This window comes from Caloramator sp. mosi_1 (assembly GCF_028622835.1).
Lineage (GTDB): Bacteria > Bacillota > Clostridia > Clostridiales > Caloramatoraceae > Thermobrachium.
In genome coordinates this window covers 392,639-417,971 of record NZ_CP117677.1, presented here as the reverse complement: position 1 = coordinate 417,971, position 25,333 = coordinate 392,639, and the positions used below count along the sequence as shown (strand labels likewise).

At 31.2% G+C, this 25,333-nt stretch carries 34 protein-coding genes and 12 pseudogenes; 31 read left to right on the top strand and 15 right to left on the bottom strand.

All coding sequences use genetic code 11. The features are described from left to right. The 24 genes and pseudogenes from aroA to PL321_RS02945 all read left to right on the top strand — a co-directional run bounded on the left by aroA (position 1) and on the right by PL321_RS02945 (position 11,574). Positions 1-1,274 (top strand): annotated as a pseudogene (gene aroA / locus PL321_RS03045) (3-phosphoshikimate 1-carboxyvinyltransferase). After that, the gene (locus tag PL321_RS19465) at positions 1,267-1,602 is read left to right on the top strand and encodes a chorismate synthase (protein ID WP_337960936.1); all 336 of its coding nucleotides are present in this window, start codon (positions 1,267-1,269) and stop codon (positions 1,600-1,602) included. Before aroA ends, PL321_RS19465 begins: the two are co-directional and overlap by 8 nt. Continuing rightward, on the top strand, positions 1,562-1,714 hold the full coding sequence (locus PL321_RS03030; RefSeq protein WP_337961044.1) for a chorismate synthase: 153 nt from the start codon (positions 1,562-1,564) through the stop codon (positions 1,712-1,714). The genes PL321_RS19465 and PL321_RS03030 overlap by 41 nt, the downstream gene beginning before the upstream one ends. After that, complete coding sequence (locus tag PL321_RS03025; RefSeq protein ID WP_273963425.1) at positions 1,714-1,851, top strand: hypothetical protein; 138 nt, start codon at positions 1,714-1,716, stop codon at positions 1,849-1,851. The genes PL321_RS03030 and PL321_RS03025 overlap by 1 nt, the downstream gene beginning before the upstream one ends. Beyond that, a pseudogene (locus tag PL321_RS03020) lies at positions 1,848-2,125 on the top strand (chorismate synthase). The gene PL321_RS03025 and the pseudogene PL321_RS03020 overlap by 4 nt, the downstream one beginning before the upstream one ends. Before the next feature lie 17 nt (positions 2,126-2,142). Beyond that, positions 2,143-2,361 (top strand): chorismate synthase, encoded by a 219-nt coding sequence (locus PL321_RS03010; protein ID WP_273963423.1) that lies wholly within the window; start codon positions 2,143-2,145, stop codon positions 2,359-2,361. Positions 2,362-2,485: 124 nt separating this feature from the next. Beyond that, positions 2,486-2,602, top strand: coding sequence for a hypothetical protein (locus PL321_RS19460; RefSeq protein WP_337960935.1), 117 nt, complete (start codon positions 2,486-2,488; stop codon positions 2,600-2,602). A gap of 32 nt (positions 2,603-2,634) precedes the next feature. After that, positions 2,635-3,177 carry a shikimate dehydrogenase family protein gene (locus tag PL321_RS03005; RefSeq protein WP_337960934.1) on the top strand — a complete coding sequence of 181 codons (543 nt, stop codon included), beginning with the start codon at positions 2,635-2,637 and terminating at the stop codon, positions 3,175-3,177. Between the two features lie 199 nt (positions 3,178-3,376). Then, a pseudogene (locus PL321_RS03000) lies at positions 3,377-4,229 on the top strand (sulfide/dihydroorotate dehydrogenase-like FAD/NAD-binding protein). A gap of 12 nt (positions 4,230-4,241) precedes the next feature. Then, positions 4,242-5,637, top strand: a pseudogene (gene gltA / locus PL321_RS02995) (NADPH-dependent glutamate synthase). A gap of 168 nt (positions 5,638-5,805) precedes the next feature. Continuing rightward, positions 5,806-6,012: pseudogene (locus PL321_RS02990) on the top strand (YedE family putative selenium transporter); the annotation flags it as partial. Positions 6,013-6,127: 115 nt separating this feature from the next. Further along, a pseudogene (locus PL321_RS02985) lies at positions 6,128-6,223 on the top strand (IS200/IS605 family transposase); the annotation flags it as partial. A 60-nt stretch (positions 6,224-6,283) separates the two neighbouring features. Beyond that, positions 6,284-7,350: pseudogene (tnpB, locus tag PL321_RS02980) on the top strand (IS200/IS605 family element RNA-guided endonuclease TnpB). 161 nt (positions 7,351-7,511) lie between these two features. Further along, the gene (yedE, locus tag PL321_RS02975) at positions 7,512-8,180 is read left to right on the top strand and encodes a YedE family putative selenium transporter (RefSeq protein WP_443110725.1); all 669 of its coding nucleotides are present in this window, start codon (positions 7,512-7,514) and stop codon (positions 8,178-8,180) included. Next, positions 8,152-8,331, top strand: a complete 180-nt coding sequence (locus PL321_RS20805) for a hypothetical protein (RefSeq protein WP_443110685.1) — start codon at positions 8,152-8,154, stop codon at positions 8,329-8,331. The genes yedE and PL321_RS20805 overlap by 29 nt, the downstream gene beginning before the upstream one ends. 36 nt (positions 8,332-8,367) lie before the next feature. Further along, positions 8,368-8,535: a sulfurtransferase TusA family protein gene (locus PL321_RS02970; RefSeq protein ID WP_443110684.1), complete on the top strand. Its 168-nt coding sequence runs from the start codon at positions 8,368-8,370 to the stop codon at positions 8,533-8,535. 4 nt (positions 8,536-8,539) lie between these two features. After that, positions 8,540-8,761 carry a DUF3343 domain-containing protein gene (locus PL321_RS02965; protein ID WP_273963422.1) on the top strand — a complete coding sequence of 74 codons (222 nt, stop codon included), beginning with the start codon at positions 8,540-8,542 and terminating at the stop codon, positions 8,759-8,761. A 434-nt stretch (positions 8,762-9,195) separates the two neighbouring features. Beyond that, a complete protein-coding gene (locus PL321_RS02960) occupies positions 9,196-9,483 on the top strand; it encodes a DUF2325 domain-containing protein (protein ID WP_273963421.1) in 288 nt (95 codons plus the stop codon). Between the two features lie 37 nt (positions 9,484-9,520). Next, complete coding sequence (locus PL321_RS20800) at positions 9,521-9,808, top strand: DUF3793 family protein (protein ID WP_443110724.1); 288 nt, start codon at positions 9,521-9,523, stop codon at positions 9,806-9,808. Positions 9,809-9,830: 22 nt separating this feature from the next. Further along, positions 9,831-10,067: pseudogene (locus tag PL321_RS20795) on the top strand (DUF3793 family protein); the annotation flags it as partial. Positions 10,068-10,138: 71 nt separating this feature from the next. Then, entirely contained in the window at positions 10,139-10,384 is a 246-nt protein-coding gene (locus tag PL321_RS02955; protein ID WP_273963420.1) for a TIGR03905 family TSCPD domain-containing protein, read from the top strand. 367 nt (positions 10,385-10,751) lie between these two features. After that, on the top strand, positions 10,752-11,000 hold the full coding sequence (locus PL321_RS02950) for an autorepressor SdpR family transcription factor (RefSeq protein WP_273963419.1): 249 nt from the start codon (positions 10,752-10,754) through the stop codon (positions 10,998-11,000). A gap of 59 nt (positions 11,001-11,059) precedes the next feature. Further along, positions 11,060-11,158 carry a DUF1648 domain-containing protein gene (locus tag PL321_RS20790; RefSeq protein WP_443110723.1) on the top strand — a complete coding sequence of 33 codons (99 nt, stop codon included), beginning with the start codon at positions 11,060-11,062 and terminating at the stop codon, positions 11,156-11,158. A 44-nt stretch (positions 11,159-11,202) separates the two neighbouring features. Then, a complete protein-coding gene (locus PL321_RS02945; protein ID WP_273963417.1) occupies positions 11,203-11,574 on the top strand; it encodes an SdpI family protein in 372 nt (123 codons plus the stop codon). A gap of 113 nt (positions 11,575-11,687) precedes the next feature. On the opposite strand, the gene PL321_RS02940 is transcribed toward PL321_RS02945, so the two are convergent. Then, complete coding sequence (locus tag PL321_RS02940) at positions 11,688-11,831, bottom strand: hypothetical protein (RefSeq protein WP_273963416.1); 144 nt, start codon at positions 11,829-11,831, stop codon at positions 11,688-11,690. A gap of 60 nt (positions 11,832-11,891) precedes the next feature. Here PL321_RS02940 and PL321_RS02935 point away from each other — a divergent pair, with 60 nt between their 5' ends. Then, positions 11,892-12,014: a hypothetical protein gene (locus PL321_RS02935; RefSeq protein WP_273963415.1), complete on the top strand. Its 123-nt coding sequence runs from the start codon at positions 11,892-11,894 to the stop codon at positions 12,012-12,014. 1 nt (position 12,015) lies between these two features. Here PL321_RS02935 and PL321_RS02930 read toward each other — a convergent pair whose 3' ends face one another. Beyond that, positions 12,016-12,363: a LiaF transmembrane domain-containing protein gene (locus PL321_RS02930; RefSeq protein WP_273963414.1), complete on the bottom strand. Its 348-nt coding sequence runs from the start codon at positions 12,361-12,363 to the stop codon at positions 12,016-12,018. Positions 12,364-12,904: 541 nt separating this feature from the next. On the opposite strand from PL321_RS02930, the gene PL321_RS02925 reads away from it, so the two are divergent. Then, positions 12,905-13,561: a hypothetical protein gene (locus tag PL321_RS02925; protein WP_273963413.1), complete on the top strand. Its 657-nt coding sequence runs from the start codon at positions 12,905-12,907 to the stop codon at positions 13,559-13,561. A 214-nt stretch (positions 13,562-13,775) separates the two neighbouring features. Further along, entirely contained in the window at positions 13,776-13,997 is a 222-nt protein-coding gene (locus PL321_RS02920) for a hypothetical protein (protein WP_273962625.1), read from the top strand. 523 nt (positions 13,998-14,520) lie between these two features. Here the strand turns inward: PL321_RS02920 and PL321_RS19455 are convergent. The 13 genes and pseudogenes from PL321_RS19455 to PL321_RS02865 all read right to left on the bottom strand — a co-directional run bounded on the left by PL321_RS19455 (position 14,521) and on the right by PL321_RS02865 (position 20,761). Further along, positions 14,521-14,898 carry an MFS transporter gene (locus PL321_RS19455; RefSeq protein ID WP_337961043.1) on the bottom strand — a complete coding sequence of 126 codons (378 nt, stop codon included), beginning with the start codon at positions 14,896-14,898 and terminating at the stop codon, positions 14,521-14,523. 206 nt (positions 14,899-15,104) lie between these two features. After that, positions 15,105-15,752, bottom strand: coding sequence for an MFS transporter (locus PL321_RS19450; protein WP_337960933.1), 648 nt, complete (start codon positions 15,750-15,752; stop codon positions 15,105-15,107). A gap of 14 nt (positions 15,753-15,766) precedes the next feature. Next, the gene (locus PL321_RS02910; protein WP_273963412.1) at positions 15,767-15,922 is read right to left on the bottom strand and encodes a hypothetical protein; all 156 of its coding nucleotides are present in this window, start codon (positions 15,920-15,922) and stop codon (positions 15,767-15,769) included. Beyond that, the gene (locus tag PL321_RS02905; RefSeq protein ID WP_273963411.1) at positions 15,922-16,554 is read right to left on the bottom strand and encodes an alkaline phosphatase family protein; all 633 of its coding nucleotides are present in this window, start codon (positions 16,552-16,554) and stop codon (positions 15,922-15,924) included. Before PL321_RS02905 ends, PL321_RS02910 begins: the two co-directional genes overlap by 1 nt. After that, entirely contained in the window at positions 16,461-16,940 is a 480-nt protein-coding gene (locus tag PL321_RS02900) for an alkaline phosphatase family protein (RefSeq protein WP_273963410.1), read from the bottom strand. The genes PL321_RS02905 and PL321_RS02900 overlap by 94 nt, the downstream gene beginning before the upstream one ends. A gap of 296 nt (positions 16,941-17,236) precedes the next feature. Then, complete coding sequence (locus PL321_RS02895; RefSeq protein WP_337961042.1) at positions 17,237-17,611, bottom strand: hypothetical protein; 375 nt, start codon at positions 17,609-17,611, stop codon at positions 17,237-17,239. Between the two features lie 17 nt (positions 17,612-17,628). Beyond that, entirely contained in the window at positions 17,629-17,814 is a 186-nt protein-coding gene (locus PL321_RS20785) for a TetR/AcrR family transcriptional regulator (protein WP_443110722.1), read from the bottom strand. A gap of 64 nt (positions 17,815-17,878) precedes the next feature. Next, positions 17,879-18,442 carry an FtsX-like permease family protein gene (locus PL321_RS02890; protein WP_273963408.1) on the bottom strand — a complete coding sequence of 188 codons (564 nt, stop codon included), beginning with the start codon at positions 18,440-18,442 and terminating at the stop codon, positions 17,879-17,881. Positions 18,443-18,582: 140 nt separating this feature from the next. Then, positions 18,583-19,104 (bottom strand): hypothetical protein, encoded by a 522-nt coding sequence (locus PL321_RS02885; protein ID WP_273963407.1) that lies wholly within the window; start codon positions 19,102-19,104, stop codon positions 18,583-18,585. Continuing rightward, on the bottom strand, positions 19,101-19,340 hold the full coding sequence (locus PL321_RS02880; RefSeq protein WP_273963406.1) for an FtsX-like permease family protein: 240 nt from the start codon (positions 19,338-19,340) through the stop codon (positions 19,101-19,103). Before PL321_RS02880 ends, PL321_RS02885 begins: the two co-directional genes overlap by 4 nt. After that, positions 19,331-19,570 (bottom strand): hypothetical protein, encoded by a 240-nt coding sequence (locus PL321_RS02875; RefSeq protein ID WP_273963405.1) that lies wholly within the window; start codon positions 19,568-19,570, stop codon positions 19,331-19,333. Before PL321_RS02875 ends, PL321_RS02880 begins: the two co-directional genes overlap by 10 nt. A gap of 206 nt (positions 19,571-19,776) precedes the next feature. Next, positions 19,777-20,070 carry a hypothetical protein gene (locus PL321_RS02870; protein WP_273963404.1) on the bottom strand — a complete coding sequence of 98 codons (294 nt, stop codon included), beginning with the start codon at positions 20,068-20,070 and terminating at the stop codon, positions 19,777-19,779. Continuing rightward, positions 20,064-20,761: pseudogene (locus PL321_RS02865) on the bottom strand (ABC transporter ATP-binding protein). The gene PL321_RS02870 and the pseudogene PL321_RS02865 overlap by 7 nt, the downstream one beginning before the upstream one ends. Before the next feature lie 157 nt (positions 20,762-20,918). Here PL321_RS02865 and PL321_RS19445 point away from each other — a divergent pair. From PL321_RS19445 to PL321_RS02835, 4 genes and pseudogenes are all read left to right on the top strand, one after another. Beyond that, positions 20,919-22,836, top strand: a pseudogene (locus PL321_RS19445) (PrkA family serine protein kinase). A 6-nt stretch (positions 22,837-22,842) separates the two neighbouring features. Continuing rightward, positions 22,843-23,349 (top strand): annotated as a pseudogene (locus PL321_RS02845) (DUF444 family protein). Then, positions 23,318-24,049, top strand: coding sequence for a DUF444 family protein (locus PL321_RS02840; RefSeq protein ID WP_273963402.1), 732 nt, complete (start codon positions 23,318-23,320; stop codon positions 24,047-24,049). The pseudogene PL321_RS02845 and the gene PL321_RS02840 overlap by 32 nt, the downstream one beginning before the upstream one ends. Then, positions 24,009-25,268 (top strand): annotated as a pseudogene (locus PL321_RS02835) (SpoVR family protein). Before PL321_RS02840 ends, PL321_RS02835 begins: the two are co-directional and overlap by 41 nt. Positions 25,269-25,333: the final 65 nt, after the last annotated feature.

Sequence of the window (25,333 nt, the reverse complement as noted above, 5' to 3'; positions counted from 1 at the left end):
GTGAAAAGTATAAAAATAGTACCAAGAAGGCTAAAGGGAAGTGTAGAAATACCACCTTCAAAGAGTATAAGCCATAGAGCAATAATCTGTGCATCTTTATCAGATGGATTAAGTAAAATAGAAAATATAATATTCTCTGAGGATATTACTGCTACACTCTTAGGTATGAAGGCCTTTGGAGTTCAATATGAGGTAAAGGATGATGAGGAAGGTTTAAATTTATTAATTAGAGGAAAGGGCAATTTAAATCTAATAGATAATGTGATAGATTGCAGGGAGTCGGGGTCAACATTAAGATTCTTAATCCCTGTTTCTCTTTGCAGGATAAAGAAGTTACCTTTAAAGGACGTGGCAAATTAGTAGAAAGACCCCTTGATGTTTTCTATAGGCTGTTTGATGAAAAGGGAATAAAATATTTAAATAATAAAGGTAAGCTCCCACTTACAGTAAAGGGAAGCTTAAAAGTGGAATATATGAAGTAGCAGGAAATATTAGCTCGCAGTTTATATCAGGGCTCTTATTTGCACTTCCCTTATTAGATGGTGATTCAAAGATTGTTTTGACGACTCAGTTAGAATCTAAAGGATATGTAGATTTAACCTTGGATGTATTAAAAAGCTTTGGAGTTGAAGTAACAAACTACAATTATAAAGAATTTATTATAAAGGGTGGTCAAAAATATATACCGACAGATTATAGGGTAGAAGGGGATTATTCACAGGCTGCCTTTTGGCTTGTTGCTGGAGTTTTAGGTGATTGCATAAAATGCAATGGTTTAAAATTAGATTCGCTTCAGGGAGACAAGGTTATAGTTGATATTATTAAAGATATGGGTGGCAATATTAAAATTGCAGAGGGCTTTATAACCACAGAAATATCTAATACAAAAGGTACAGAAATAGATGTATCTCAATGTCCAGATTTAACTCCAATTATTGCAACTCTTGCATCCTTAAGCAGGGGAACAACAAAAATTATAAATGCTAAAAGACTTAGGATAAAGGAGTCCGACAGGTTAAAGGCGATTGCGACGGAACTTAATAAATTAGGTGCAAAGGTTTTAGAATTTGATGATGGACTTTTGATAGAAGGAAAGGATAAACTAATTGGAGGATGTGTAGATAGTTGGAATGACCATAGAATAGCAATGGCACTTGCGATAGCGTCTATTAGGTGTGAAAACCCTGTAATAATAAACAATTTTGAATCGGTAAAAAATCCTATCCAAACTTTTTGACCACTTTAGAGAGTTAGGCGGTGAAACCTATGAGTAGTATATGGGGGAACAATTTTAAAATTTCTTTATTTGGCGAATCCCACAACGATGCAGTAGGTATTGTTATAGATGGACTTCCCGCAGGATTAGAGCTTGATTTTAATTATATAAATAAGGAAATGGCAAGAAGAGCACCTGGAAGAAGTAGCATCTCTACCCCAAGAAGGGAAGAGGATGAAGTTAAAATATTAAGTGGTTTTTTAATGGAAGAACAACAGGAACCCCTCTATGTGGTATTATATATAATAAAAACAAGCAGTCACGAGATTATGAAAGAACAAAAATATATTAAGACCAGGACACGCAGATTATACAGGATATATTAAATATAAGGGGTTTAATGACTATAGAGGAGGAGGACATTTTTCAGGTAGGCTAACAGCTCCTCTTGTTTTTGCAGGAGCAATTGCAAAATTGATTTTAAAAAGAAGGGAATAATGGTAGGTGCCCATATAAAGAGTATAGGTGATATAGAGGATAGGGGTTTTGATTTTTCTAATATTAATGATGAAACCCTAAACTTACTTCAAAATACAGAATTTGCAGTTTTAGATGATAATGCAGGAGAAAAATGAAGAAGACTATTTTAGATGCAAAGGAAAAGGGCGATTCAATAGGTGGAATAATAGAAACAGCAGTAGTAAACATAAGAAGCTGGGGTAGGTTCACCTTTTTTGATTCAGTAGAGTCTAAATTAGCCCATCTACTTTTTCAATACCTGCTGTTAAGGGGGTTGAGTTTGGAGAAGGGTTTAATATTACAAAACTAATGGGTTCAGAGGCAAATGATGAATTCTATATTGAAAATGGAAAAATAAAAACAAAAAGAACAACAATGGTGGGATATTAGGAGGAATAACAAATGGAATGCCTATTATCTTTAGGGTTGCGATAAAGCCAACCCCATCTATATTAAAGGAACAGGATTCAGTAGATATTGCTCTAATGCAAAATGTTAAACTAAAGGTAGAAGGAAGGCACGATGCTTGTATTGTACCCCGTGCAGTTCCAGTAGTTGAGGCTGTAACAGCAATAGGCATATTGGATTTACTAATTGAAAAGGATGGATATATATGGATGATGTAATGAATTTATATGGTTTAATAGGAGAGAAGCTTTCACACAGTTACTCTCCTTTAATTCATAGGGAGATATTAAAAAATTAAATATTGAGGGAGACTATTTACTATTTGAAATAGAAAAGGATAGTTTGAAGGAAAAAGTTAATGAGCTTAGAAAGAAAGTTAAAGGTTTAAATGTTACTATTCCCTATAAAGTTGATATAATGGATTATTTAGATGAGGTATCAGAGGAGGCTAAAAAATAGGAGCAGTAAATACAATAGATTTTAAGAACAATATGATGATAGGCTATAATACAGACTATTTCGGTTTTAAGTCTATGCTTGAAATTTATGATATAGAAATAAAGAATAAAGGAGCAGTAATATTAGGTGGTGGAGGTGCCTCAAAGGCAGTAGCCTCCTGTCTTATAGATAACGGAATAAAAGAGATAGTATTAGTTAGTAGAGACAAAGAGAGTGCTTCAACTAAATTTAGAGGGATTAGGTGTATTGACTACTTTGAATTGCAAAAGCTAAGTAATTTAGATTATATAATAAACTGCACCCCTGTAGGAATGTATCCTAATATTGATAATTCACCCGTTGATAAAAATATTCTTCAAAACTATAGTGTAGCAGTAGATTTAATATATAATCCAACTAAAACTTTATTTCTAAAATGGGCAGAGGAGTTAAATTTAAAGGCTGTAAATGGTCTTTATATGCTTATAGCACAGGCAATAAAGGCACAGGAGATTTGGAATGGGTGTAGTGTGGATAAAAAAATTATTAAGGATATTTATGATATAGTGTTCAATATTATTAATACAGGAACATAATATTACACTATAATATAGCTAAAGTTTTAAACAGCTTAAAAAACTGTAAAGGGATTGTGAATTTTAAAAAATACTTTGATAATCAAAAAATATTTACCTTGGAGCACTTGATTTTAACCTATTATTAAAATAATATATAATTAAATGTCTTAAGCCAAAAATGTATTAATAAACAAAGTATTTAATTGGGGGTATATTAATGTATAAGATATTAAAAAGAAGATTTTAGCACAAAACATAGTAATGTTTGAAGTAAAGGCTCCTTTGGTTGCTAAATCTGCAAAACCAGGACAGTTTGTCATTGTAAGAATAGATGAAAAGGGGGAGCGAATTCCTCTTACTATATGTGATTATAATGAGGAGTTAGGTACAGTTACAATTGTGTTTCAGGTAGTTGGTGCGTCCACAACTAAAATGTCAAAACTTAATGAAGGAGACAGTTTTTAGACTTTGCAGGTCCCCTTGGCAATCCTTCTGAGTTTGTAAACTTAAGCATTGATGAACTTAAGAACAAAAGGTTTTTATTTGTAGCAGGTGGAGTTGGGACAGCACCAGTGTATCCACAAGTAAAGTACTTAAGAGAAAAGGGAGTAGAATGTGATGTTATTATAGGGGCAAGAAACAAAGATTTAGTAATATTAAGGGATGAATTAGAAGTTTTAGGATGTAGAGTTTATATAACTACCGATGATGGAAGTTTAGGTTTTAAGGGTAGAGTTACAGATTTAATAAAAAAGCTTTTAGAGGAAGGCAATAAATATGATGAAGTTGTAGCAATAGGCCCTATGATAATGATGAAGTTTGTATGCCTTCTTACAAAGGAATATAATATAAAGACAACAGTAAGTTTAAACTCAATTATGGTTGATGGAACAGGAATGTGCGGTGCTTGTAGAGTAACTGTTGGCGGAGAGACAAAGTTTACCTGTACAGATGGACCTGAATTTAACGGTCATTTAGTTGACTTTGATGAAGCAATAAATAGACAAAATATGTTTAGAGATGAAGAAGTGAGAAGATTACATCACAGCAAAGAATGCAGTTGTTTTTAATGGAGGGTTAGTATGCAGAGAGTTCCTGTTAGAGAATTAAGTGTGCAAGAAAGAATAAAAAGCTTTGAAGAGGTTTGCTTAGGGTATAGCAAAGAGGAGGCGATGAAGGAGGCCTCAAGATGCTTAAATTGTAAAAATGCCCAGTGTGTAAAAAATGCCCTGTTGGAGTAGATATACCTAAGTTTATAGATTATATCAAAAGAGGAGAATTTAAAGAGGCAGCAGAGACTATATTTAAGTATAATTCCCTTCCATCTATTTGTGGTAGGGTTTGCCCGCAGGAAATTCAATGCGAGGGCGGTTGCGTTCTTGGTAAAAAGGACAAGCAGTTGCCATAGGTAAGCTTGAGAGATTTATAGGAGATTATGTTCTTAGTAACAACATAGAGGTAGTAAATAAATATCCATATAATGGCAAAAAGTTGCGGTTGTAGGAAGTGGACCTGCAGGTTTATCCTGTGCGTCAACTCTTGCAACATTAGGCTATAAAGTAACGATATTTGAGGCACTTCACGAAGCAGGTGGGGTTTTGGTATATGGTATTCCAGAGTTTAGACTTCCAAAGGATAAGATTGTAAAAGAGAGATAGAAAATTTAATAAAATTAGGGGTTGAGATAAAAACAAATGTCATAGTTGGAAGAACAGTAACAATTAATCAACTTATGAATGAAATGGGATATGATGCTATATTTATTGGAACAGGAGCTGGACTTCCAAAGTTTATGGGTATAAAGGGTGAAAATGCAAAGGGTGTTTTTTCAGCAAATGAATTTTTAACAAGGGCCAACCTAATGAGGGCCTTTTAGAGGATTATGATACACCTTTAAAGCTTGGCAAAAAAGTAGCAGTTATTGGTGGTGGTAATGTTGCAATGGATGCTGCAAGAACAGCAATAAGACTTAATGCAGAGGTTCATATTATATATAGAAGAACAGAAGAGGAAATGCCAGCAAGATTAGAAGAAATACATCACGCAAAGGAAGAAGGAGTAATATTTGATTTATTAACAAATCCGGTTGAGATAATAGCTGATGAAAATGGTTGGGTAAAGGGAATGGTTTTAAGGAAAATGAAACTTGAAGACGCAGATGATACTGGAAGAAGGACACCTATAGAAATAGAAGGATCAGATTATATAGAGGAATTTGACACAGTTATTATGGCAATAGGAACGGTTCCAAACCCTATAATTACGTATACAACAAGTGAAATTAAAGTAAACAATAGAAGGTGCATAGTAGTTGAAGAGGAAACAGGAAAAACAACAATGGAGGGTGTATATGCTGGCGGTGATGCAGTAACTGGAGCTGCAACAGTAATTCTTGCAATGGAGGCAGGTAAAAAGCCGCCTTTGCTATACACAAAAAGTTCCATCCAGTTGAAATCTGACATTTCTATCTTGTGGTAATGAATAAAAAATTCATTAAAGAGGTACTGTGAAGAGATAAAGAACTTTTACTTCACAGTACCTTTTATATAGATAAAAATAATTAAGAATATTTATAGAAATTATCTATTTAACATTAGGTACATAAATAAATTATACTAAAAATAGAAAATTCAGAAAAAGAGGGATTTGTATGGGTACAAAAAATCTATTGTTATTAATGGTCTTATTGTAGGTCTGTTGTCTGTTCTTCTTGTAAAGTTTGGTAACCCAGTAAATATGGGAATATGTATTGCCTGCTTTATAAGAGATACAGTTGGGGGATTAGGTTTACATAGAGCTGAGGTTGTTCAATACATAAGACCAGAAATAATAGGGATAGTACTTGGAGCTTTTTAACCTAATCAGCAACAGAAGTCGCCTACTTCTATAAGTGGGTGATGAATGTCAGTTGACAAATTCATCGTTCAGATACAAAATAAGCATTAGAAAAATGAGGTTATATAGATACATAGATTTAGATAATAATGATCATTCAGTATTCTTGCTATATTATCATCTTGTTTTAGTAACGAGATATAGAAGAAAGCTTATAAATGATAATATTGTGAAGGCCAATTGAAGTTATTAAAAAATATATAGAAAAGCAAGGTGAATAGGTGTGACTTTGCTAAAAGCCTATAAATATAGAATATACCCAACAAAAGAACAAAAGGAATATTTATCAAAAGTATTTGGCTGTGTAAGGTTCATATACAACAAAATGCTTAATGATAAGATAGAGCATTACAAACAAACAGGAAAAATACTTAAAACAACTCCTGCACAATATAAAAAGAATATCCTTTTCTAAAAGAAGTAGATAGCCTTGCTCTTGCTAATGCACAGCTTAATTTAGAGAAGGCATACAAGAGCTTTTTAGAGATAACAGCATAGGCTTTCCTAAATTCAAGAAGAAAAAGGACATCAATCCTATACAACAAATAATCAAAATGGAACAGTTGATATTATAGATGGTTATTTGAAAATACCAAAATTAAAAACAAAGATAAAAATAAAACAACATAGGCAATTTGAAGGAATTATTAAATCAGTAACAATATCTAAAACACCAACAGAAAAATATTATGCTTCTATATTAGTAGAAACAGAGATAAAGGAGTTACCAAAAGCAGATAAAAAAATTGGAATAGATTTAGGGTTAAAGGAATTTGCAATATTATCAGATGGAGCAAAAATAGAAAATCCCAAGTGGCTAAAAAGAAGTGAAAAAGAATAAAGAAACTACAAAGAGATTTATCAAGGAAACAAAAGGGCAGTAAAAATTATGAGAAAAATAGACAAAAACTTGCTAAATTACACGAAAAAATAACTAATCAAAGAAGAGATTTTCTTCACAAATTATCCTCTAAAATTATAAACGAAAACCAAGTTATAGTTTTAGAAGATTTGAGGGTAAAGAATATGCAACAAAATAGATGTTTATCAAAATCAATAAGTGAAGTATCCTGGGCAGAATTTAGAAGAATATTAGAATATAAAGCAAAGTGGTATGGAAGAGAAATAATAATAGCACCACAAAACTATGCATCAAGTCAAATATGTTCAGAGTGTGGATATAAAAACCCTGATGTAAAAAATTTAGCATTAAGAGAATGGAAATGTCCTAATTGTGGTGCTAAACACGATAGAGATGTAAATGCAGCAAAGAACTTACTAAAATTAGCCATATAAATGGTAAAACTGGGGATGGAACAGCCCTTTGAGCGTGGGTAAACTGGCAACAGAAGTTGCCTTGACCACGAAGCCACCACCTCTATAGGTGGGGGTAGTTCACTGTCCTATGGTAAAAAGAATTTCAGTCTAGAGGAGGTTCATCACCACTTACAAGGTTTATCTTAGGATTTATAGTTATGGTTGGAGCATTAATGTTCTTAGGTTGTCCATTAAGAATGGTTTTAAGACTTGCAGGAGGAGACTTAAATGCATTATTTGGAATTATAGGTTTTACAGCTGGGATAGGTTTAGGAATAGTATTTTTAAATAAGGGCTTTACACTAAAAAGAACATACAACTTGAACAAGGCTGAAGGATTTATATTTCCATTGATAAATATTGCTCTACTCATTTTATTAATAGCTGGTTCAGCAGTTTTATTTTATAGCCAAAAGGGCCCAGGTTCTCAACACGCACCAATTTTATTGGCACTTGTTGTAGGATTAATTGTTGGCGGATATGCACAAAGAACAAGACTTTGTATGGTAGGTGGTATTAGAGATTTAATTCTATTTAAAGATTGGTATTTAATTTCAGGATTTTTAGCAATTTTTGTGGCAGCATTTTTAGGTAATGTAATATTTGGATACTTTAAAGTAGGATTTTCGGCACAACCTATTGCTCATACTGATGGTTTGTGGAACTTTTTAGGAATGGCACTTGCAGGATTTGGCTCAGTATTACTTGGAGGATGTCCAATGAGACAATTAATTTTAGCAGGAGAAGGTAAATATAGATTCTGCTATAACAGTATTAGGTATGGCAGTTGGCGCAGCTTTTGCACATAACTTTAAACTTGCATCAAGTGCACAAGGGCCAACTACAAATGGTAAGATAGCGGTGTTAATAGGCTTTGTGGTAGTGGCTTTAATTGGTTATTTCAACGTAGAAAAGAGTATAAGTTTTAAAGTGAAGGGGGATGTCAAGGTTGAAGGTTAATGTAGTAGATGCAAGGGAAGATCTTGTCCAGAACCTGTGCTATTAACAAAGAAGGCTTTAGAAGTTTATAAAGATGGTGTAGATGTTTTGGTTGATAATGCAACTTCAAGGGAAAATATTAAAAGATATGCAGTTAATTTAGGATATAGGGTAAATATTAAGGAAAAGGAACAGGAAATACTTATAGAGATTAGAAAAGAGTGATTTTATGTATATTGTAACCTTTCACACACAATCGGCAGCGTTTATGTATAAGAGACTGCTTGAACAAAATGGGTTAAGGGTAGAGCTTATGCCAACACCCAGAAAAATAAGTTCAAGTTGTGGAATTGCTGCAAGAATTTTTGAAGAAGAAGCACTCAAATATTCGATAGATGATTTAGATGGTATCTATGATGAAGAGTTTCAAGTATTATTTAAAAGCGTATAGTAAACAACCCTTGGTAAGACCCAAGGGTTGAGGCTGTTGAAAAAGCTATAATATGTTTGGCCCCTTGAAGGATTTCCTTGGCATTCCTTCATTTCGCTAATCAAGTGTAAGCTTTTCTTTGTTTGAAAAAGTCCTACCCTCGCGATGCCCTCATCCTTGAGGGCTGCTCGGCTCGGCACATCGTGTGCCGAATTACGGACTTTTTCAAAGTCGAAAAACAACACTTGCTAAAGTTTATGAAATATGCCAATTTGAAATCCTTTCAAGGGGCAATTTCATAAGCAATGCATCTTTTATGTTTGACAACAAACTGAACCCTTGGTAAAACCCAAGGGTTGTTTTATTTTTGATATATAATTGACAAATTATCAATGAAATATTAAAATAATAATGAAAATGATAATTGTTATCAATAAGGATTGAGGGAGGTTTATATGAGTGCCTTGATTATAGGTGGAGATAAAATTGATACAGTAATTAAGGGGTTAAAGAATAAAGAATTTGATGAAATAAAGCATATTAGTGGAAGAAAAAATGGTGACAAGATAAATAGCAGTATTAACAAAGCTGTAAAATATGATTTAGTCATTGTACTTACAGATTATATAAATCATTGTATTGTTACTAATTTAAAAAACTGCAATTCAAAGAATAGAATAATATATTGTAAGCGTTCTTGGCCTTTAATCGAAGAGAACATAAAGAAGGTATTAAAATTTTAGGGAGGAGAGCAATGGTTATCAATACATTATTTAAAAAATAAAAGAATACGATAAGAAGTTATTCGTAAAAAGTTTATTACTTTATCATTGTGCACCCACAATATTTTGCAATAAACCATCTACAATTATTACAATTGAAGATTTCGATATATCTTTTTATAAACTATGGAGAGAACTAAAGGAAGATATTTTAAGAGATTATGAGATAAAATGTTTTGAGATTAAGTTGCAAAATAACAAGTTAACAGTACTTCTATACAATGAAAATAAGCTTGAAAAAACACTTAAATTAAACATTGAGTTTCTAAAAAATTTGGTTATTTAGATGATATGACTTTGATAGAAAAGTTAAAACATTTAAAAAGAGATATACATATTCTTGCCCACACGAAATAGGTATTTTCCTTGGAATTCCTGTTGAGGATGTAAGGGATTTTATTTGTAGTAAAAGTGAATGCAAACTTTGTGGTTATTGGAAGGTATATAATGATGTAGAGAATGCTAAGAAAATATTTAGATTATATGATGAAGCAAAGATTAAAGCTATAGAAATAATAAAAGATAAAATAATTGAGCAAAAATAGCTTGAAGGTTGATTTTCCCCAAGTTAACCTTGTATAATTAACAATGGTTATTAAAATTTGGGGGTGAAAGTATGTACAGTTATAAACCAAGTAGTGTATGTGCAGATGAAATATTATTTGATATTAAAGATGGAAAAATTACAGATGTTGAATTTGTTGGAGGATGCCCTGGTAATGCAATAGGCCTTGCAAATCTACTTGAAGGTATGGAGGTAGAGGAGGCTATAAAAAGATTAAAGGGAGTAAGATGTGGATTGAAAGATACATCTTGCCCAGACCAATTTGCAAAGGCTCTTGAGGAAATACTAAAGAAATAAAAGATAGAATAAAACTTAGTCACTATGAAAATGATGAAAAAGTCATTATAAGATTAACCCCTTGAAGGATTTTTGTGTTCTAAGGCTTAGGCAAGTTAAAATTTTTTTGCTTTTAAAAGTCCTACTTTGACGATTTCCATCATATGTGTGAAATTATGGTGCGGAATATTCTGTGTTGAATTAGAGATTTTTAAAGATAAAACAGACGACTTGCTAAATCCTATGAAATAATCTATTGGAATCCTTCAAGGGGTTTTTACCATCAAAACATATTTTATTTTTTTCTCCTTGAACATATTTTGAAAAATGTTGTATAATAATAGTAGATATTTAGAAATTTATCTAAATATCTAAAGGAGGTGTTTATATGAATTTACCCTTTAAAGCTTTAGCAGACCCAACAAGAAGAAAAATAATAATGCTTCTTAAAGATGGTGATTTAACAGCAGGAGAGATAGCAGAACATTTTAATATGACGAAACCAAGCATTTCACATCATCTTAATATACTAAAGCAGGCTGATTTGGTATCAGATGAAAGAAAGGGGCAAAACATATACTATTCTTTAAATACAACGGTTTTTCAAGAACTTATAAATTGGTTTTTGAAATTATAGATTATAATGAAGGGGTGAATAGTGATGAGAATAGGTGAAAGAATAAAAAGGATTGGCCTATTTTATCTTTAATATTTATTACGTTTATTATAAGTCTTGTATTGTATCCTTATTTACCTGATAAAGTACCAAGTCATTGGAATATTAGAGGGAAATAGATTCCTATTCAAGCAAATTATTTGGGGTAATAGGAATAAATTTAATGAATATATTATTTTATTTAATGTTTTTAGTTTTACCTAATTTAGACCCTAAAAAGGATAACTATACAAAATTTAAATCTGCTTATAATATAATAAGATACTTTATACACACTTTATTTATTATAATTCAAATAATAATATTGGTTGCGGCATTAGGCTATAAAGTTCAGGTAGATTTTGTTATGACAATGGCTGTTTCAATAATGTTTATATTATTTGGAAATGTAATGGGAAAGATAAAACACAACTATTTTGTTGGCATTAGAACACCTTGGACACTTGCGGATGAAAGAGTTTGGGTAAGAACTCATAGATTTGCAGCTCCCTTTTGGGTTATGTCTGGTTTTATTATATTTTTGTATCCTTTGTAGGAGGTATAACTGCATTTGCAGTTTTAATGATTTCAACTTTAATAAGTGCCTTTGTTCCGTTGTTTTACAGTTATAAAATATATAGAGAATTAAACAAAAGTAGTTGGTGTATTTCACCAACTACTTTTAATTTTTATCTCAACTCCACCTAATATTGCAAAACATCTTATATATAATGTCTTTTCCTGTTCAGGACTTAAAAAGGTTTTATTATCCCATCCACCTAAAAGGGTATTCCAGTAACCACAACTTTCCAATCCTTAGGCACCTTTAAGTCTATTCCTCCCATTATTGCAGTTGTAGTTATTTCTGCATAGTTGTTTTCTATTTTACAGGGTGTAAGATCTACTTCAGCACCACCTAATATACAGGTAATATTTCCACCCTTGAATTTAGAAGAAGAATTTATAGTTTCAAGGGAAGATAAAATTGCAAGATAATCTATAAAGTTGTCTTCTCTAAATTTGTTTTTTTTGAAGTAGAAGCATTTTGTGAAAAAATAAGTGATATTCCTATTACTATTAATATGGTTGGCCATATATATTCTTTAAATTGACCAGGAAGCAAATCAAGATGCCAAACCTGTAATATTATACCTACTACTAAAAAGGATAGACCAGTTGCATTTATTCCTCTGTATTCTATAAATTTATATATTCCATAAATAATAATTAAAGATGGCCAATATTGTCTTATTAGTGAATTAATATCTATTAACTGTAATTGTGATAAAATTAGAAAAACACCGATAATGATAAGTAGTATTCCCATTTTCTTTCTTCCATTCATTTTAACCCCTCCCTTCTTATAGTATTAATTAGTCGGTTGCAGAATTCTGCAACCATTGATTTTACTATTTTTTAGCCATAAGGCTTTTATATTTTCCTCCACTGTGGCATTATTAAATTATAACAACCTTTAAAACTATCCACAGAGGAGGAGAATAGCATGTTTTGTATTAGCAAAATTAAGCAACTTAACTTTTTGAGCAAGTATCTGAATTTAAAAATATGGTTACTAAACAACCCGTAGGGTTTATTAAATTGCTTGCTGATAATTTTGATATTAATACATTTATCCCTAATTCTTTTAAAGAACATTACTATTCAGATTTAGGAAGAAATCGTGAATATGAGCTTTCTTCTATATTATCATCTTTGCTAATTATGCAAATATTTCATATACCTACAACTGCGTTGTTAAATCTATTTCTTGTATTTTCTACTGAAATTAGAGAATTTTGTGGTTTCTATAAATCTATACCTGATGAATCTTTTTCAGTAGATTTAAAACTACTTTTGAAAGTGATATCGCAGATTTATTTAATTCTATGGTTCCTAAAGTTATTGATATATGTGAAGATATTAATAATCTTCTTCCTGCTGATTCCCCATATAAAAATTTAAACTCAATTTTGATATATGATACATCTGGATTAAAGCCTCGTGTAAAAGAAAATAATCCTAAAACACTTGCAAGTGAAATAAATAAGCAAAAAGCATATTCAAAAATTATTAATGACAAGAACTTTAATCCCTATGCTGCCGCATATAAAAACATGCCTAAGTATTCTCAAGCTAACCCAAATATACGACTTGATTTCGTAAATGGACATTTTGGTTACTTCTATAAATTTGGATTATTAACTAATGGTTGGGGTATACCTTTAAGCATAAAATTCTTCGAAGAAGACTTTTATAAATCTGTAGAAAAAGAATTCTCTACTCCTGAAGAACAAAAATATTTTTATGATAATGCTTCATTGAAACCAGTAATTGTACCATTTTTGAATAACTTAAAAAAATATTCAAATTTTAAATTTAAAACTTTTTTAGGTGATTCAGAATTTGATAGTTATGATAACTTTGGATTATTTAAACATTTAGAATTTGAAAAGTTCTTATCCCACTTAATCCTCGTAGCCAATCCAATACAAAAATTGGAGAACTTGAATATAATACCGAAGGTATTCCTATATGCTCCTTAACACAAGAACCTTTTAAATTTGATGGTTCTTGTAAAGGCAAAAATAGAAGTTTAAGATATAAGTTTACTTGCCCTAAATCACATCGTGATAAAAATGGTAAACCTTATCATACATGTGAAAATCCATGTACTGATAGCAAAAGTGGTCGTATGACCTATGTTTATCCTGATAAAAATTTTAGACTTTATCCTGGTATTATAAGGAACTCTGTGGAATGGGAAAAACTTATTCAATACGTTGTTGTATTGAGAGAGAAATAGCATCTTTAAAATCAAACCCTTGTATACAGCAACCTAAAACTGTTAATACCTATACAATGCGTGCTGACTTATATTTGACTGCTATATCTAAACTTATAAATGTAATATTGGCTTACGCCATAAATAAACCTGAATATTTAAGAAGTATATCAAAACTTCTTAAAATACCTGCTTAATCCACATATCCACAATCCAAAATTTGTATTTATGCTTCGCATGCCTTTTTATCAAAGGTTTTTGGCATGTTCTTTTTTGTGATTTTTTAGTAAAATCCAAAAAGTTATCCACAATTTTAATTTTTACATTCTGCAATCATCTATATAGTATTAATTATACTACAAAATACGAATTTTAGTAGTCAAAAATAAAATATTTACAATTACATAAACATTTTTACATAAATGGACAATCTTTAATTGTTGTGCTAAAATAAAATATATAAAACGAATTATTTTAGCACGAGGTGTGACTATGATACCTACAGTTTCTAATGTGCAGTTTTCAAGTAATTTAAGGAATTTAGGTAATGCATCTCAGGATTTTTAAATTTAGACTTAATCATACGTGTAACAAAATCCCTTGAGGCATCAATAGATGAATTTATTATGACCTATGATCCTAAGAAATATTACAGGGGGATGAAGGGTATATCAACAAAAATGTAGGATTAAATATAAATGTATATGCATAAAAGGTACCTTAATTAGGTACCTTTTTCAATAAAATTCCTCCTATAATAAATAAAATAATTACACTAAACACTCCGTTGTTTGTTTTACCTGTAAGTTGTGCAACAAGTCCAACTAAAAATGGACCCATTATAGCTGCAAATTTTCCAAATATATTATAAAAACCAAAGAATTCATTGGAGTTTTCCTTAGGCACGAGTTTACCAAAATAAGAACGGCTAAGTGCTTGTATTCCTCCTTGAGATGTTCCAACAAGCATTGCAAGTATCCAGAAATCTATCGCCGTCTTTAAAAAGTATGCATAAATACAGATTCCAGTATAAACTGTTATTGCAACATATAGCATAGTTTTTGTTGAGTATTTTTCAGAAAGCCTACCGTATAATATAGCAAAGGGAATGCAACAAATTGAGTAAGAAGTAGTATAATCAAAAGACTTGTAGCACTAATACCTAAATCAGCACCGTAGGAAGTTGACATTTTTATAATTGTATCAACTCCATCTATATAGAAAAAGTATGCCAAAAGGAAAATAAAAGGGGCTTATGCTTTTTATATCCTTAAAGGTATTAAAAATTCTTTTAAAACTTGAGGTTATAGGATTTTTTCAGGTTCTATAAAATATTTTTGCTTTACATTTTTAATCATAGGTATTGTAAAAATACCCCACCATATGGCGGTTATAATAAAGGAAATTTTAGAGGCAGTAAAAACGCTCATAGGAATTTTGTTGAATTGTGCCAGTATAACAATAATCATACAAATAATAAATGGAATAGTACTTCCAATATACCCTAAAGCATAACCCATAGTAGATACTCTGTCCATTCTATCTTCAACTGTTACATCAACTAAAAAAGCATCATAGAATATATTTGCACCTGAAAAACCAACTACGGTTAAAAGATAAATTACAAGAAGAATAAACCAAGCATTTCCTGTAGGAATTGCAAGTAAAGATGTAGATATGATTCCTATTAAAAAGAATGTTACAAAGAATTTTTTCTTATATCCCTTATAGTCTGCAATAGTTCCTAAAATTGGAGCTAAAAGTGCCACAACTAAAGTAGCAATAGAATTTGCATAACCCCAATAGGCAGTAGAAGTTGCTTTATCAATATTAACAGCATCTGTCAACATCTTGAAATATAGAGGCAAAATAGTTGTTGTAACAGTCATTGAATAGGCAGAGTTAGCCCAGTCGTATAGAGCCCAGCTTTTCTCTTCTTTGTTTAAGTTCATAAAAATCCCCCAATTCATTTTAAATTTATTGAGTTTATCAATATATCCTTTATTTTAGTTATTTTTATACTGCCAAGGGTTCCTTTAGTTTTACCCATATCCCAGAAACAAAATATTGTTTTATGCTTATAGGGAAGCTGTCCGTGGGCAGCCTTGTGGTCAGATGCCACTATATAATCTTTAGTATTTTTTCTGTAAAACAGTATCCTGATGAAGGTTCAAGCATAAGAAAAGCCTTTTTATCAAATCCTAATTTTTCATAATCAGATCTTAAAAATATTTTTTCTATAGTTCCTTTGCTTTGTTTATTAAAATCCTCTATAGAATGATATATTTTATCTTTTATACCTATTGGCACCTCCCTTCTTAAGTAAATATAGGCAGAACCATCACAGGATTTGAAGTATACGTAGTCTAAAAGTTTTTGCTCTTTTAAATAACTATTAATAGATATAGCACTGTGAACATCTAAACTTCCGTGGTCACCTAATATTACAATTTTATAGCCTAAATTAGAAGCAGTCTCAAATATTCTTTTTAATCTTTCTTCGTGCCGTAGAATTGCCTTCGTTGCATTTTCAGATTTTGTTCCGTATATATGTTTTTGTGTATCAAGGTCTGTAAAATGAACAAGTAATAGATTTGGTTCTTTATTTTTAAGTGTAAATAGAGTAGATTCGAGTACAAAATCATCAAGATTTGGCTGTTTTAGACCGTCAAGTAATTTTCCATATTTTTTATAAATAGATAGTTGGAATAGTTTGCTTCCAGCAAAAGAGAGACTATTATCTGGTTTTGCCAAGGTCTGTTTGCAAATATTTCAGGCATATTATAATCTATCCTGCCTCCTGCAGTTGTAGGCCAAAGTAGTGTGCAGGTAGTTCCACCTTTATTTTTAACAATATCTAATAAAGTTTCACATTTTATATCGCTTTTGTACCAAAACCAATCTGGGGAAATACGGCCTGGTTGCAGCTTGGTATTATTTACAATACCGTGTTCAAAGGGCCTCTTTCCCGTAATTATACTTGCGTGGTTTGGATAAGTAAGTGTTGGATAAACTGGTTCTACATCAAGTGAGTAAAGAGAGTTGTTTAAAATGTACTTAAATGTTGGTAGGGTTTGTATTGTTTTTAAGTCCTCTTTACATAATGCATCAAAGGAGATCACAATAAGTTTTTCCTTCAAATTCAACACCTCAATTTAATTATAATACAAATATATTTAATATATATTAAGTTTTGGAAAAATATTTGCTTATTTTACATAAAGTTGTTTTATATACCTCATATTGTTAACAAACATAAAAAAGATGATCTGTTTATGAAATTACCCCTTGAAAGGATTTAGTTTGGCATTTTATAAGCTTTAGAAAGTGGAATCTTTAGACCTTTTCAAACAAAGAAAAGCTTAGACTTGCTTGAGCCGTAGAAAAATGCCAAAGAAATCCTTCAAGGGGCTATCTTATCAAGTGTTTTAAACACCTATCTATACATTCCATATTTTAAAATAGTTGAAATAACCTTCATTTCCTCAATAATCTTTTCCTTTTCTAAAACAATTTCTCCCTTTTCGTTCTTATGAGTTTTAATATAGCTGTTTCCATAACTTTCAAATACCCACGAAATAATTTTGATAGCATTTTGAACATCTACATCTTCTTTAAGCTTTGAAAAGTCTATATTTTTAAACATAGCATCATAACCAAATCTTTGATATTCCATAAGAATTGGTGTAAGTTCTTTGCTTAATTCCTTTGGTGTGTTTAAAAAGGCATCTGTTAATAATTTAAAAATATATGGGTATTTCTCCATAAGATTAAATTTAACAAGATTCCATTTAATAATTCTTTCAAAAATATCCGTCTCTGAAAAATCTACAATCTTAAAAATTCATCATAGAGTAGAGGAATTGCATATTTAATTGTTTCTATATATAGCCCCTTTTTGCTCTTAAAATAGTGAAATAATATGCCTTTAGATATGCAGGCAGTTTCTACTATTTTATTAGTAGAGGCATTTTTATATCCTTCCTTTGCAAATTCCTCTATTGCAGCCTTTATTATTTTTTCTCTTTTTCTTCAGGTACATTGTTGTCTTTTTCCAAACTAAATCACCTCTTGTACTTTAATCCTTTTGTAGTTTAAGGATGTCAACCATAGAAATATTAAATATTCTTCTTCTTGATATAAATTTTGAAATAACAAGTACAAAATAGATTATAGCATATCCTAAAATCGAATAAACAGGATTTATTTCAATTGGCATAGCTAAATTCATATCCTTTAAAGATGTATTTAGAATAGAGCCTAAAAATGCCTTTACAAAAGGTATAGAAAGTATATAACCTACAATGCTTGGTAAAAACATAAATGAAAGCATAAGTGAATTTATTTCATTCTCGTTATAGCCTAAAATCTTTAGGAGTGAAATAGAGTGTTTGTTTTCTTCAATTATAAGTGATGTAACTATATAGACTACTATTAAAGCTATTATAAAGGATAATATACCCATTGCAACTAACATATACTTAACTGGTTCAAGTGCTACATCAAAGGATTTTAATATTTCTTCAATACTTTCAATCTTTAGTATTTTATCTTCAGCAATATTAAGTTTTGTATTTGAATATATTCCGTTTATACTTTCCTTATCATCATTTAATATATTATTCAACATATCAAGGGGCATATAAATAACATTTCCTGTATATACATCAACTACATCGTCTATTTGAATATCGATTGTTCTGTTGTTAAAAAGGTTAATAAGTTTTAAGGAGGCTTTTTTATTTAATTTTTCATACAGGGAGTTAGTTATATATATTTTATCTACTTTAACTTCATTTTCCCCTTAACAAGCTTTATATGTTTTGTATTTCTATCGAGTCCATAGACTAAAATATTATCATTAGCCTCTGTGTTTTTAAAATATGCTATCTTAAACCCTTCAGCATTTATTTCACTCTTATTTATATTTTCTTTTAAAATGTAGCTATATTTATACCTAAATGTATCTTTAATTGATTTATTAATTAATGCATCTACTGAACCTTTTGCAGCAAATCCAACAAGAAGTAGTGTTGAAGCGGTAAATATTCCAAAAATAAGAAGTATAATTTTTGAGATTCCTCTTAAGGACTCCCTTATTCTAAACTTATGTTTAAACTTCAACTTATTAAGATTTATATTTGTGAACCAGGATAACTTTTCCTTTTCTATTTTTCCCCTTAAAAGAGTAGTGGGTGGATTCTTTAAAAGCTTTGATGATGCAGCATAGGTAGATAGGGAAAGAATTAAAACAGATTCAAGAAGACCATATAATAAAAATGTATATTTAACGTTAGGACTCACAGGAATGTTAAAGTAAAAACATAGTAGTCTGTGAGAGGTTTTTGTAAAATTAGAGTAAAAAGAGTTCCAAGTATAGTTCCAAATAGGGATATTATAATAGGATAAAATAGATAATGCTTTTGTATTTCAGTTTTAGTATATCCAAGTGCATAAAGTGTTCCTATTTCCTTAATTTCAAGTTTTATAATTCTCTTTAAAAGAACAAATAAGAGTATAAAGGTTAAACTTAAAAACAAAAGAGGTATTTTAACAGCAAGTTGAGGAAGTTGTTCAATTTTCTTTTTGCTAAAATGTACCTTAAATTATCCTTTATATCCTGCCACATAATTATTTTGTATTCCTTGTCTATATATTCCTTTGCATTGTTTAAATCTCCTTTTATACTGTAGAAATAGGTTAAATCATTGTATCTTTTTATATCCTTCTGTGTCACAATTGCAACTCCAAATTTAGTTGGGTCTGCCATTAAATCAGTTAAAGATTTAGTAGGGTAGATGTAATCTGGGATTGATACAAAACCAGAAACTGTATATTCATAACCACCTAAGTTAATTACATCTCCAATTTTTATATTGTTGGCTTTAGCATAAGCAGGATTAATTGCAATTTCTCCATCTTTAATACTTTGGCCTTCAATTATAATCGGTTTATTTATTTTCTTAGTAAGCTCTATTAACCTAATAGTTGAATTTTTAAACTGAACATCAGTTTCATACCTTTTTCCAATGCAACATTAAAAATACTTTCTAATTTATCAACATCTACTTCTTTGTAGGTTAAAAACTTTGCATCTTCAATATTTGTTTTACTGTTGTATGATTCTGTTGCTTCATTAAAATTAAATGCCAAACTTCCAAATATAGCATATAAGGAAATTGATAGAGCGACTAAAAACATAAGTCCAAGATACTGCATTTTGTTTTGAAACAGAACTCTCCAGATTCTTTTATTTAAAATCATTACCATTCAACCTCCTTAGGGGAGATGCGTTCTTTATTTATCTTAACTTCTGTTACTTGACCACTTCTCAATCTAATAATCCTATGGCACATAGATGCAATGCTTGTATTGTGGGTTACAATAAAAATTGTAGTACCATACATTTTATTTATTTTATCAAGCAATTCTAATACTTCCTTTGATGTTGTATAATCTAAAGCACCTGTAGGTTCATCACAAAGTAGAAGCTTTGGTTTTTAATAATTGCTCTTGCAATTGAAATTCTCTGCTGTTCACCACCACTTAACTGCTGAGGAAACTTATTTTTGCTCTCAATCATACCTACAGCTTCTAAAACCTCATCTATTTTAAGGGTACTTTTATTAAGCTCATAAGCAACCTCAACATTTTCATAGGCAGTTAGATTTGGTATTAGGTTATAGAACTGAAAAACAAACCCAACATTGTCGCGTCTATATTTTGTAAGCTCCTTATCGGATAGTCTGCTAATATTAATATCTCCAAATAAAACCTCACCGTAAGTTACCCTGTCAATCCCTCCTAAGATATTAAGAAGAGTTGATTTCCCAGAACCAGATGGTCCAAGTATAGCAACTATCTTCTCCTTCATTTGCTTCAAAGGAAATGCCCTTTAAAGCAAAAATGAATTTGAGGAAGTCTTATATTCTTTAGTTACATTTTTAAATGAAATCGACATATATATACCTCCTTTTGACCATATGGTCAATATTCTTAATTTTATTATAATACATATTGACCATATGGTCAATGCATATAATACTTTATTTTTTCATCATAATTTAAAAATTCCCCCATATTATAGTAATAAAATAGAAGGGTAATTGGAGGGTAATATGGACTTTAATCAACTAATTAAGAGTGATAGAGAGAAAAAAGTAAAGAAAAATTTGAAGGTACCTTTTTAGATTATCTTGAGATATTAAAAAACAATCCAGATATTGCAAAGCTTGCACACAAAAGAATGTACGACATAATACTAAGCAAAGGTTACGAAGTTTTAAAACCCGAGGAAAACCCAAGAGTTAGAAAGATATATGGAAACGAAGTTATAAAAAATACAACTTTTTCAAGGATGAGTTTTTGGAATAGATAAAGTTCTAATGAAGATAGTAAATTATTTTTATTCTGCATCAATGAAGGGCGAAGAATCAAGACAGGTTTTATATTTAGTTGGTCCTGTTGGTGCTGGTAAATCCTCTATAGTTGAGGCTTTAAAAAGAGCACTTGAGCAATCACCTCCAATTTACGCACTAAAGGGTTGTCCAATGAGAGAAGAGCCACTTCACTTAGTTCCAAATCACCTAAGACCTGAATTTGAAAAATTACTTAAAGTTCAAATAGAAGGCGATTTGTGCCCTATATGTAAATATAGGCTTATGAATGAGTATAATGGAGAATATGAAAGATTTCCAGTTGTAACAAGCAATTTTTCAATAAGATCAAGAAAGGGAATAGGAGTTGTACCACCTGTTGATCCTAATAACCAAGACACATCAGTTCTAACAGGTTCAATAGACATATCCAAGATGGATTTATATCCTGAAGATGATCCAAGAATACTTTCATTAAATGGTGCCTTTAATGTTGGTAATAGAGGAATTGTTGAGTTTATAGAGGTATTTAAAAACGATGTAGAATATCTTCACACAATAATTACAGCAACCCAAGAAAAATCAATACCATCTCCAGGTAAAGGGCCAATGATTTACTTTGACGGAATAATAATAGCCCACTCTAATGAAGCTGAATGGAATAAATTTAAGTCAGACCATACCAATGAGGCAATACTTGACAGAATAGTTAAAATAGAGGTTCCTTACTGTTTAGAACTAAATGAAGAAGTTAAGATATATGAAAAGATTCTAAAAAGAGCAATTTTAAGGCCCATATAGCACCGCATACAATTGAAGTTGCAGCTATGTTTGCAATTCTTTCAAGATTAACACCTTCTAATAAAGTGGATATAATGACTAAATTGAAACTATATAATGGTGAAGATATTTTAGAAAATGGAACAACAAAGAAGATAGATATAAAGGAACTCAAGGAGGAGGCAGGTCCAAGGGAAGGAATGACAGGAATTTCAACAAGATTTATAGTTAAGGCAATAGATAATGCACTCTCTAACTCAGAATATGACTGCATAAACCCACTAAGTGTAATGGAGAGCATTTTAAAATCTATAAAAGAACTTGACGTTAATGATGATGATAAGAAAAATATACTGCATATATACAGGATGCAATAAGAAAAGAATATAATAAGATTTTAGAGAAGGAAATAACAAAGGCCTTTATACACGGATTTAGAGAGCAGGCAGAGAGCCTATTTAACAATTATATAGATAATGCTGAGGCATATGTTAATAAGACAAAGATTAAGGACAAGGCAACCGGTGAAGAATTAAATCCAGATGAAGCCTTTATGAGGTCTATAGAGGAACAGATAGGTATATCGCCAAACTCAGCAAAGGGATTTAGAACCGATGTTACATCCTATATGTTCTATGTCATAAGAAATGGCGGAAAGATAGATTATACGAGCTATGAACCATTAAAGGAGGCAATAGAAAAGAAACTTATAGCATCTGTAAAGGATTTAACAAGGATAATAACTAAATCAAAGGTAAGGGATAAGGAGCAGGATGCAAAATACAATGCAATGGTAGAAAAGATGAAGGAGGATGGCTATTGCGACCACTGTTGTGACGTTATATTAAAATATGCAGCAAATAATCTATGGAAGGATTGATGTTATATGGCTATTTTTCGTGATATGCACTCAGATCCTGTTGAGCACGACCGTTCCATAGAGGATAGAAGAAGGCACAAAAAGCTTGTTGAAAAGGCAATAAAGGACAATCTTGCAGATATTTTATCTGAAGAGAGTATAATAGGTGAGAGTAAAAATAAAAGGTAAAGATTCCAATAAGGGGTCTTAAGGAATATCAATTTATCTATGGTAAAAATACAAAGGGTGTAGCATCGGGTGATGGTACAGAAAAAGAGGAGATAGAATAGGAAGTGAAAAAAGCAGGGTATGGGACAACAGGGGGCAGGAAATCAAGAGGGAGAAGAAATGTATGAACTTGAAATTACAATAGATGATATACTTGACTATCTATTTGAGGACCTTGAACTCCCTGATATGGATAGAAAGAAAACATCCGAGATATTAGTAGAGAGCAGTAGAAAGAGGGATGGATATCAAAAGTACGGCATAAGACCGAGGCTTGCGAAAAAAGAACTGTTATGGAGAAGATAAAAGAAAGCAGGCAAGGAAAAGAGCACTAAGGGAGATGAACCTGCCAGTAGATATAGAAAGATTTCCGTTTGTTGAGGATGACTTAAGGTATTTTAAAATAAAGAAAAAGTTTAGAAGAGAAAGTAATGCAGCAATAATATGCATAATGGATATTTCAGGTTCTATGGATAATACAAAGAAGTTTATGGCAAGATCCTTCTTCTATATTTTGTCAAGATTTATAAGAAAGAAATATAAAAACGTACAGGTAGCCTTTGTAGCCCATACAACAACAGCAGAGGAGGTTAATGAGTATCAATTTTTCCATAGGGTTGAATCTGGAGGTACCTATATTTCAAGTGGTCTTAATAAGGCACTTGAGATAATCAATACAAGGTTTAATCCTGAAAATTGGAACGTTTATGCCTTTTATGTTAGCGATGGAGATAATTGGAGTGAGGATGATGAAAGGACTATAAAATCTGCAAAGGAACTTTGCAAGGTGTGCAACCTCTTTGCTTATGCTGAGGTTATGCCCAATAGCTATAGTATGACTATAAAAGGAAAACTTACAAAAGAGATAAAAGAAAAAAATTTTGTTGCAGTTTCTGTTAGTCATAAAAATGAACTTTGGGATGGATTAAAGACAATGCTTAAAAAGAGGCAGAAGGGGGATATTGATGGACTATTCAATAAAGGAACTTATGAATTGGAACGATAAGATAGAAAAGATTGCCAGAGATTTTGGGTTGGATTTTTATGAGCAGGAGTTTGAAATAGTAAGCTATGAAGAGATGCTCTCCTATGAGGCATATATAGGAATGCCATCAAGATATCCCCATTGGAGTTTTGGAAAGGCCTATGAAAGAACAAAAACTTTATATAGATACAATTTAACAGGGCTTCCCTATGAGATGGTTATAAATTCAAATCCTTGTCTTGCTTATCTAATGAAGGAGAATACTCTTCTCCTTCAAATTTTAACTATGGCACACGTCTATGCCCATAATGATTTTTTAAGAATAACAGACTCTTTAAAGAGGGAACAAATGCTGATTATACTATAGATATGTTTAAAAGACACGCAAATTTAATTAGAGAATATATTAAAAATCCTTCAATAGGGTATGATGAAGTTGAAAAGGTTATAGATGCAGCCCACGCACTAAAGCTTCAGGTAGGAAGAACAATCTACAAAAATAAAGAAGATGAAAAGGTTGATAATAAGTATAAACTTCCTGAGGAGGATTTGCTTTTATTTATAATAAAATACAGTGATATTGAGGATTATAAAAAGACTATTGTTGAAATGATACGTGAAGAGGCACTTTATTTTATACCTCAGATAGAGACAAAGATTATGAATGAAGGATGGGCAAGTTTTTGGCACTATCGTATTTTAAAGGAGTTGGAACTTCCTCAAGGTTTGTATTTAGAATTTATAAAAAGGCATAATGATGTGGTAGCACCACGATTAGGTGGATTAAACCCATATTATGTTGGATACAAGATATTTGAGGACTTAGAAAAAGATATGGAAATAAGAAAATATTTGAGGTAAGAGATGTTGATAGAGATTCTTCCTTTATTAGAAGATATTTGACATTAGAACTTTGTCAAGAGATGAACCTTTTGAATATGTAAAGCGGGATAGTGAGTATATTATCAAAGAAGTATCCGATGATGAGGGATGGAAGGAGATTAGAGACACTTTGAGCAATAACTGCGGAATGGGGCTTGTACCATATATACAGGTTGTTGATGTTGAAAGGGATAGAACTTTAGTTTTAGAGCATATATTTGATGGACGTGAACTTCTTCTTGAATATGCAGAGGCAACCCTAAAGCATCTTGTTGAGCTTTGGGGACATCCAGTGATTTTAAAAACGCAGTTTGGTGGAAAGGAATATAAGATATACTGTGATGAAAAAAGAGTGTAAAAAGAGGTGTATAAAAAATTATTGACAAAACTTTATTTTGAGTGTGATATAATATTTTGTAGTAC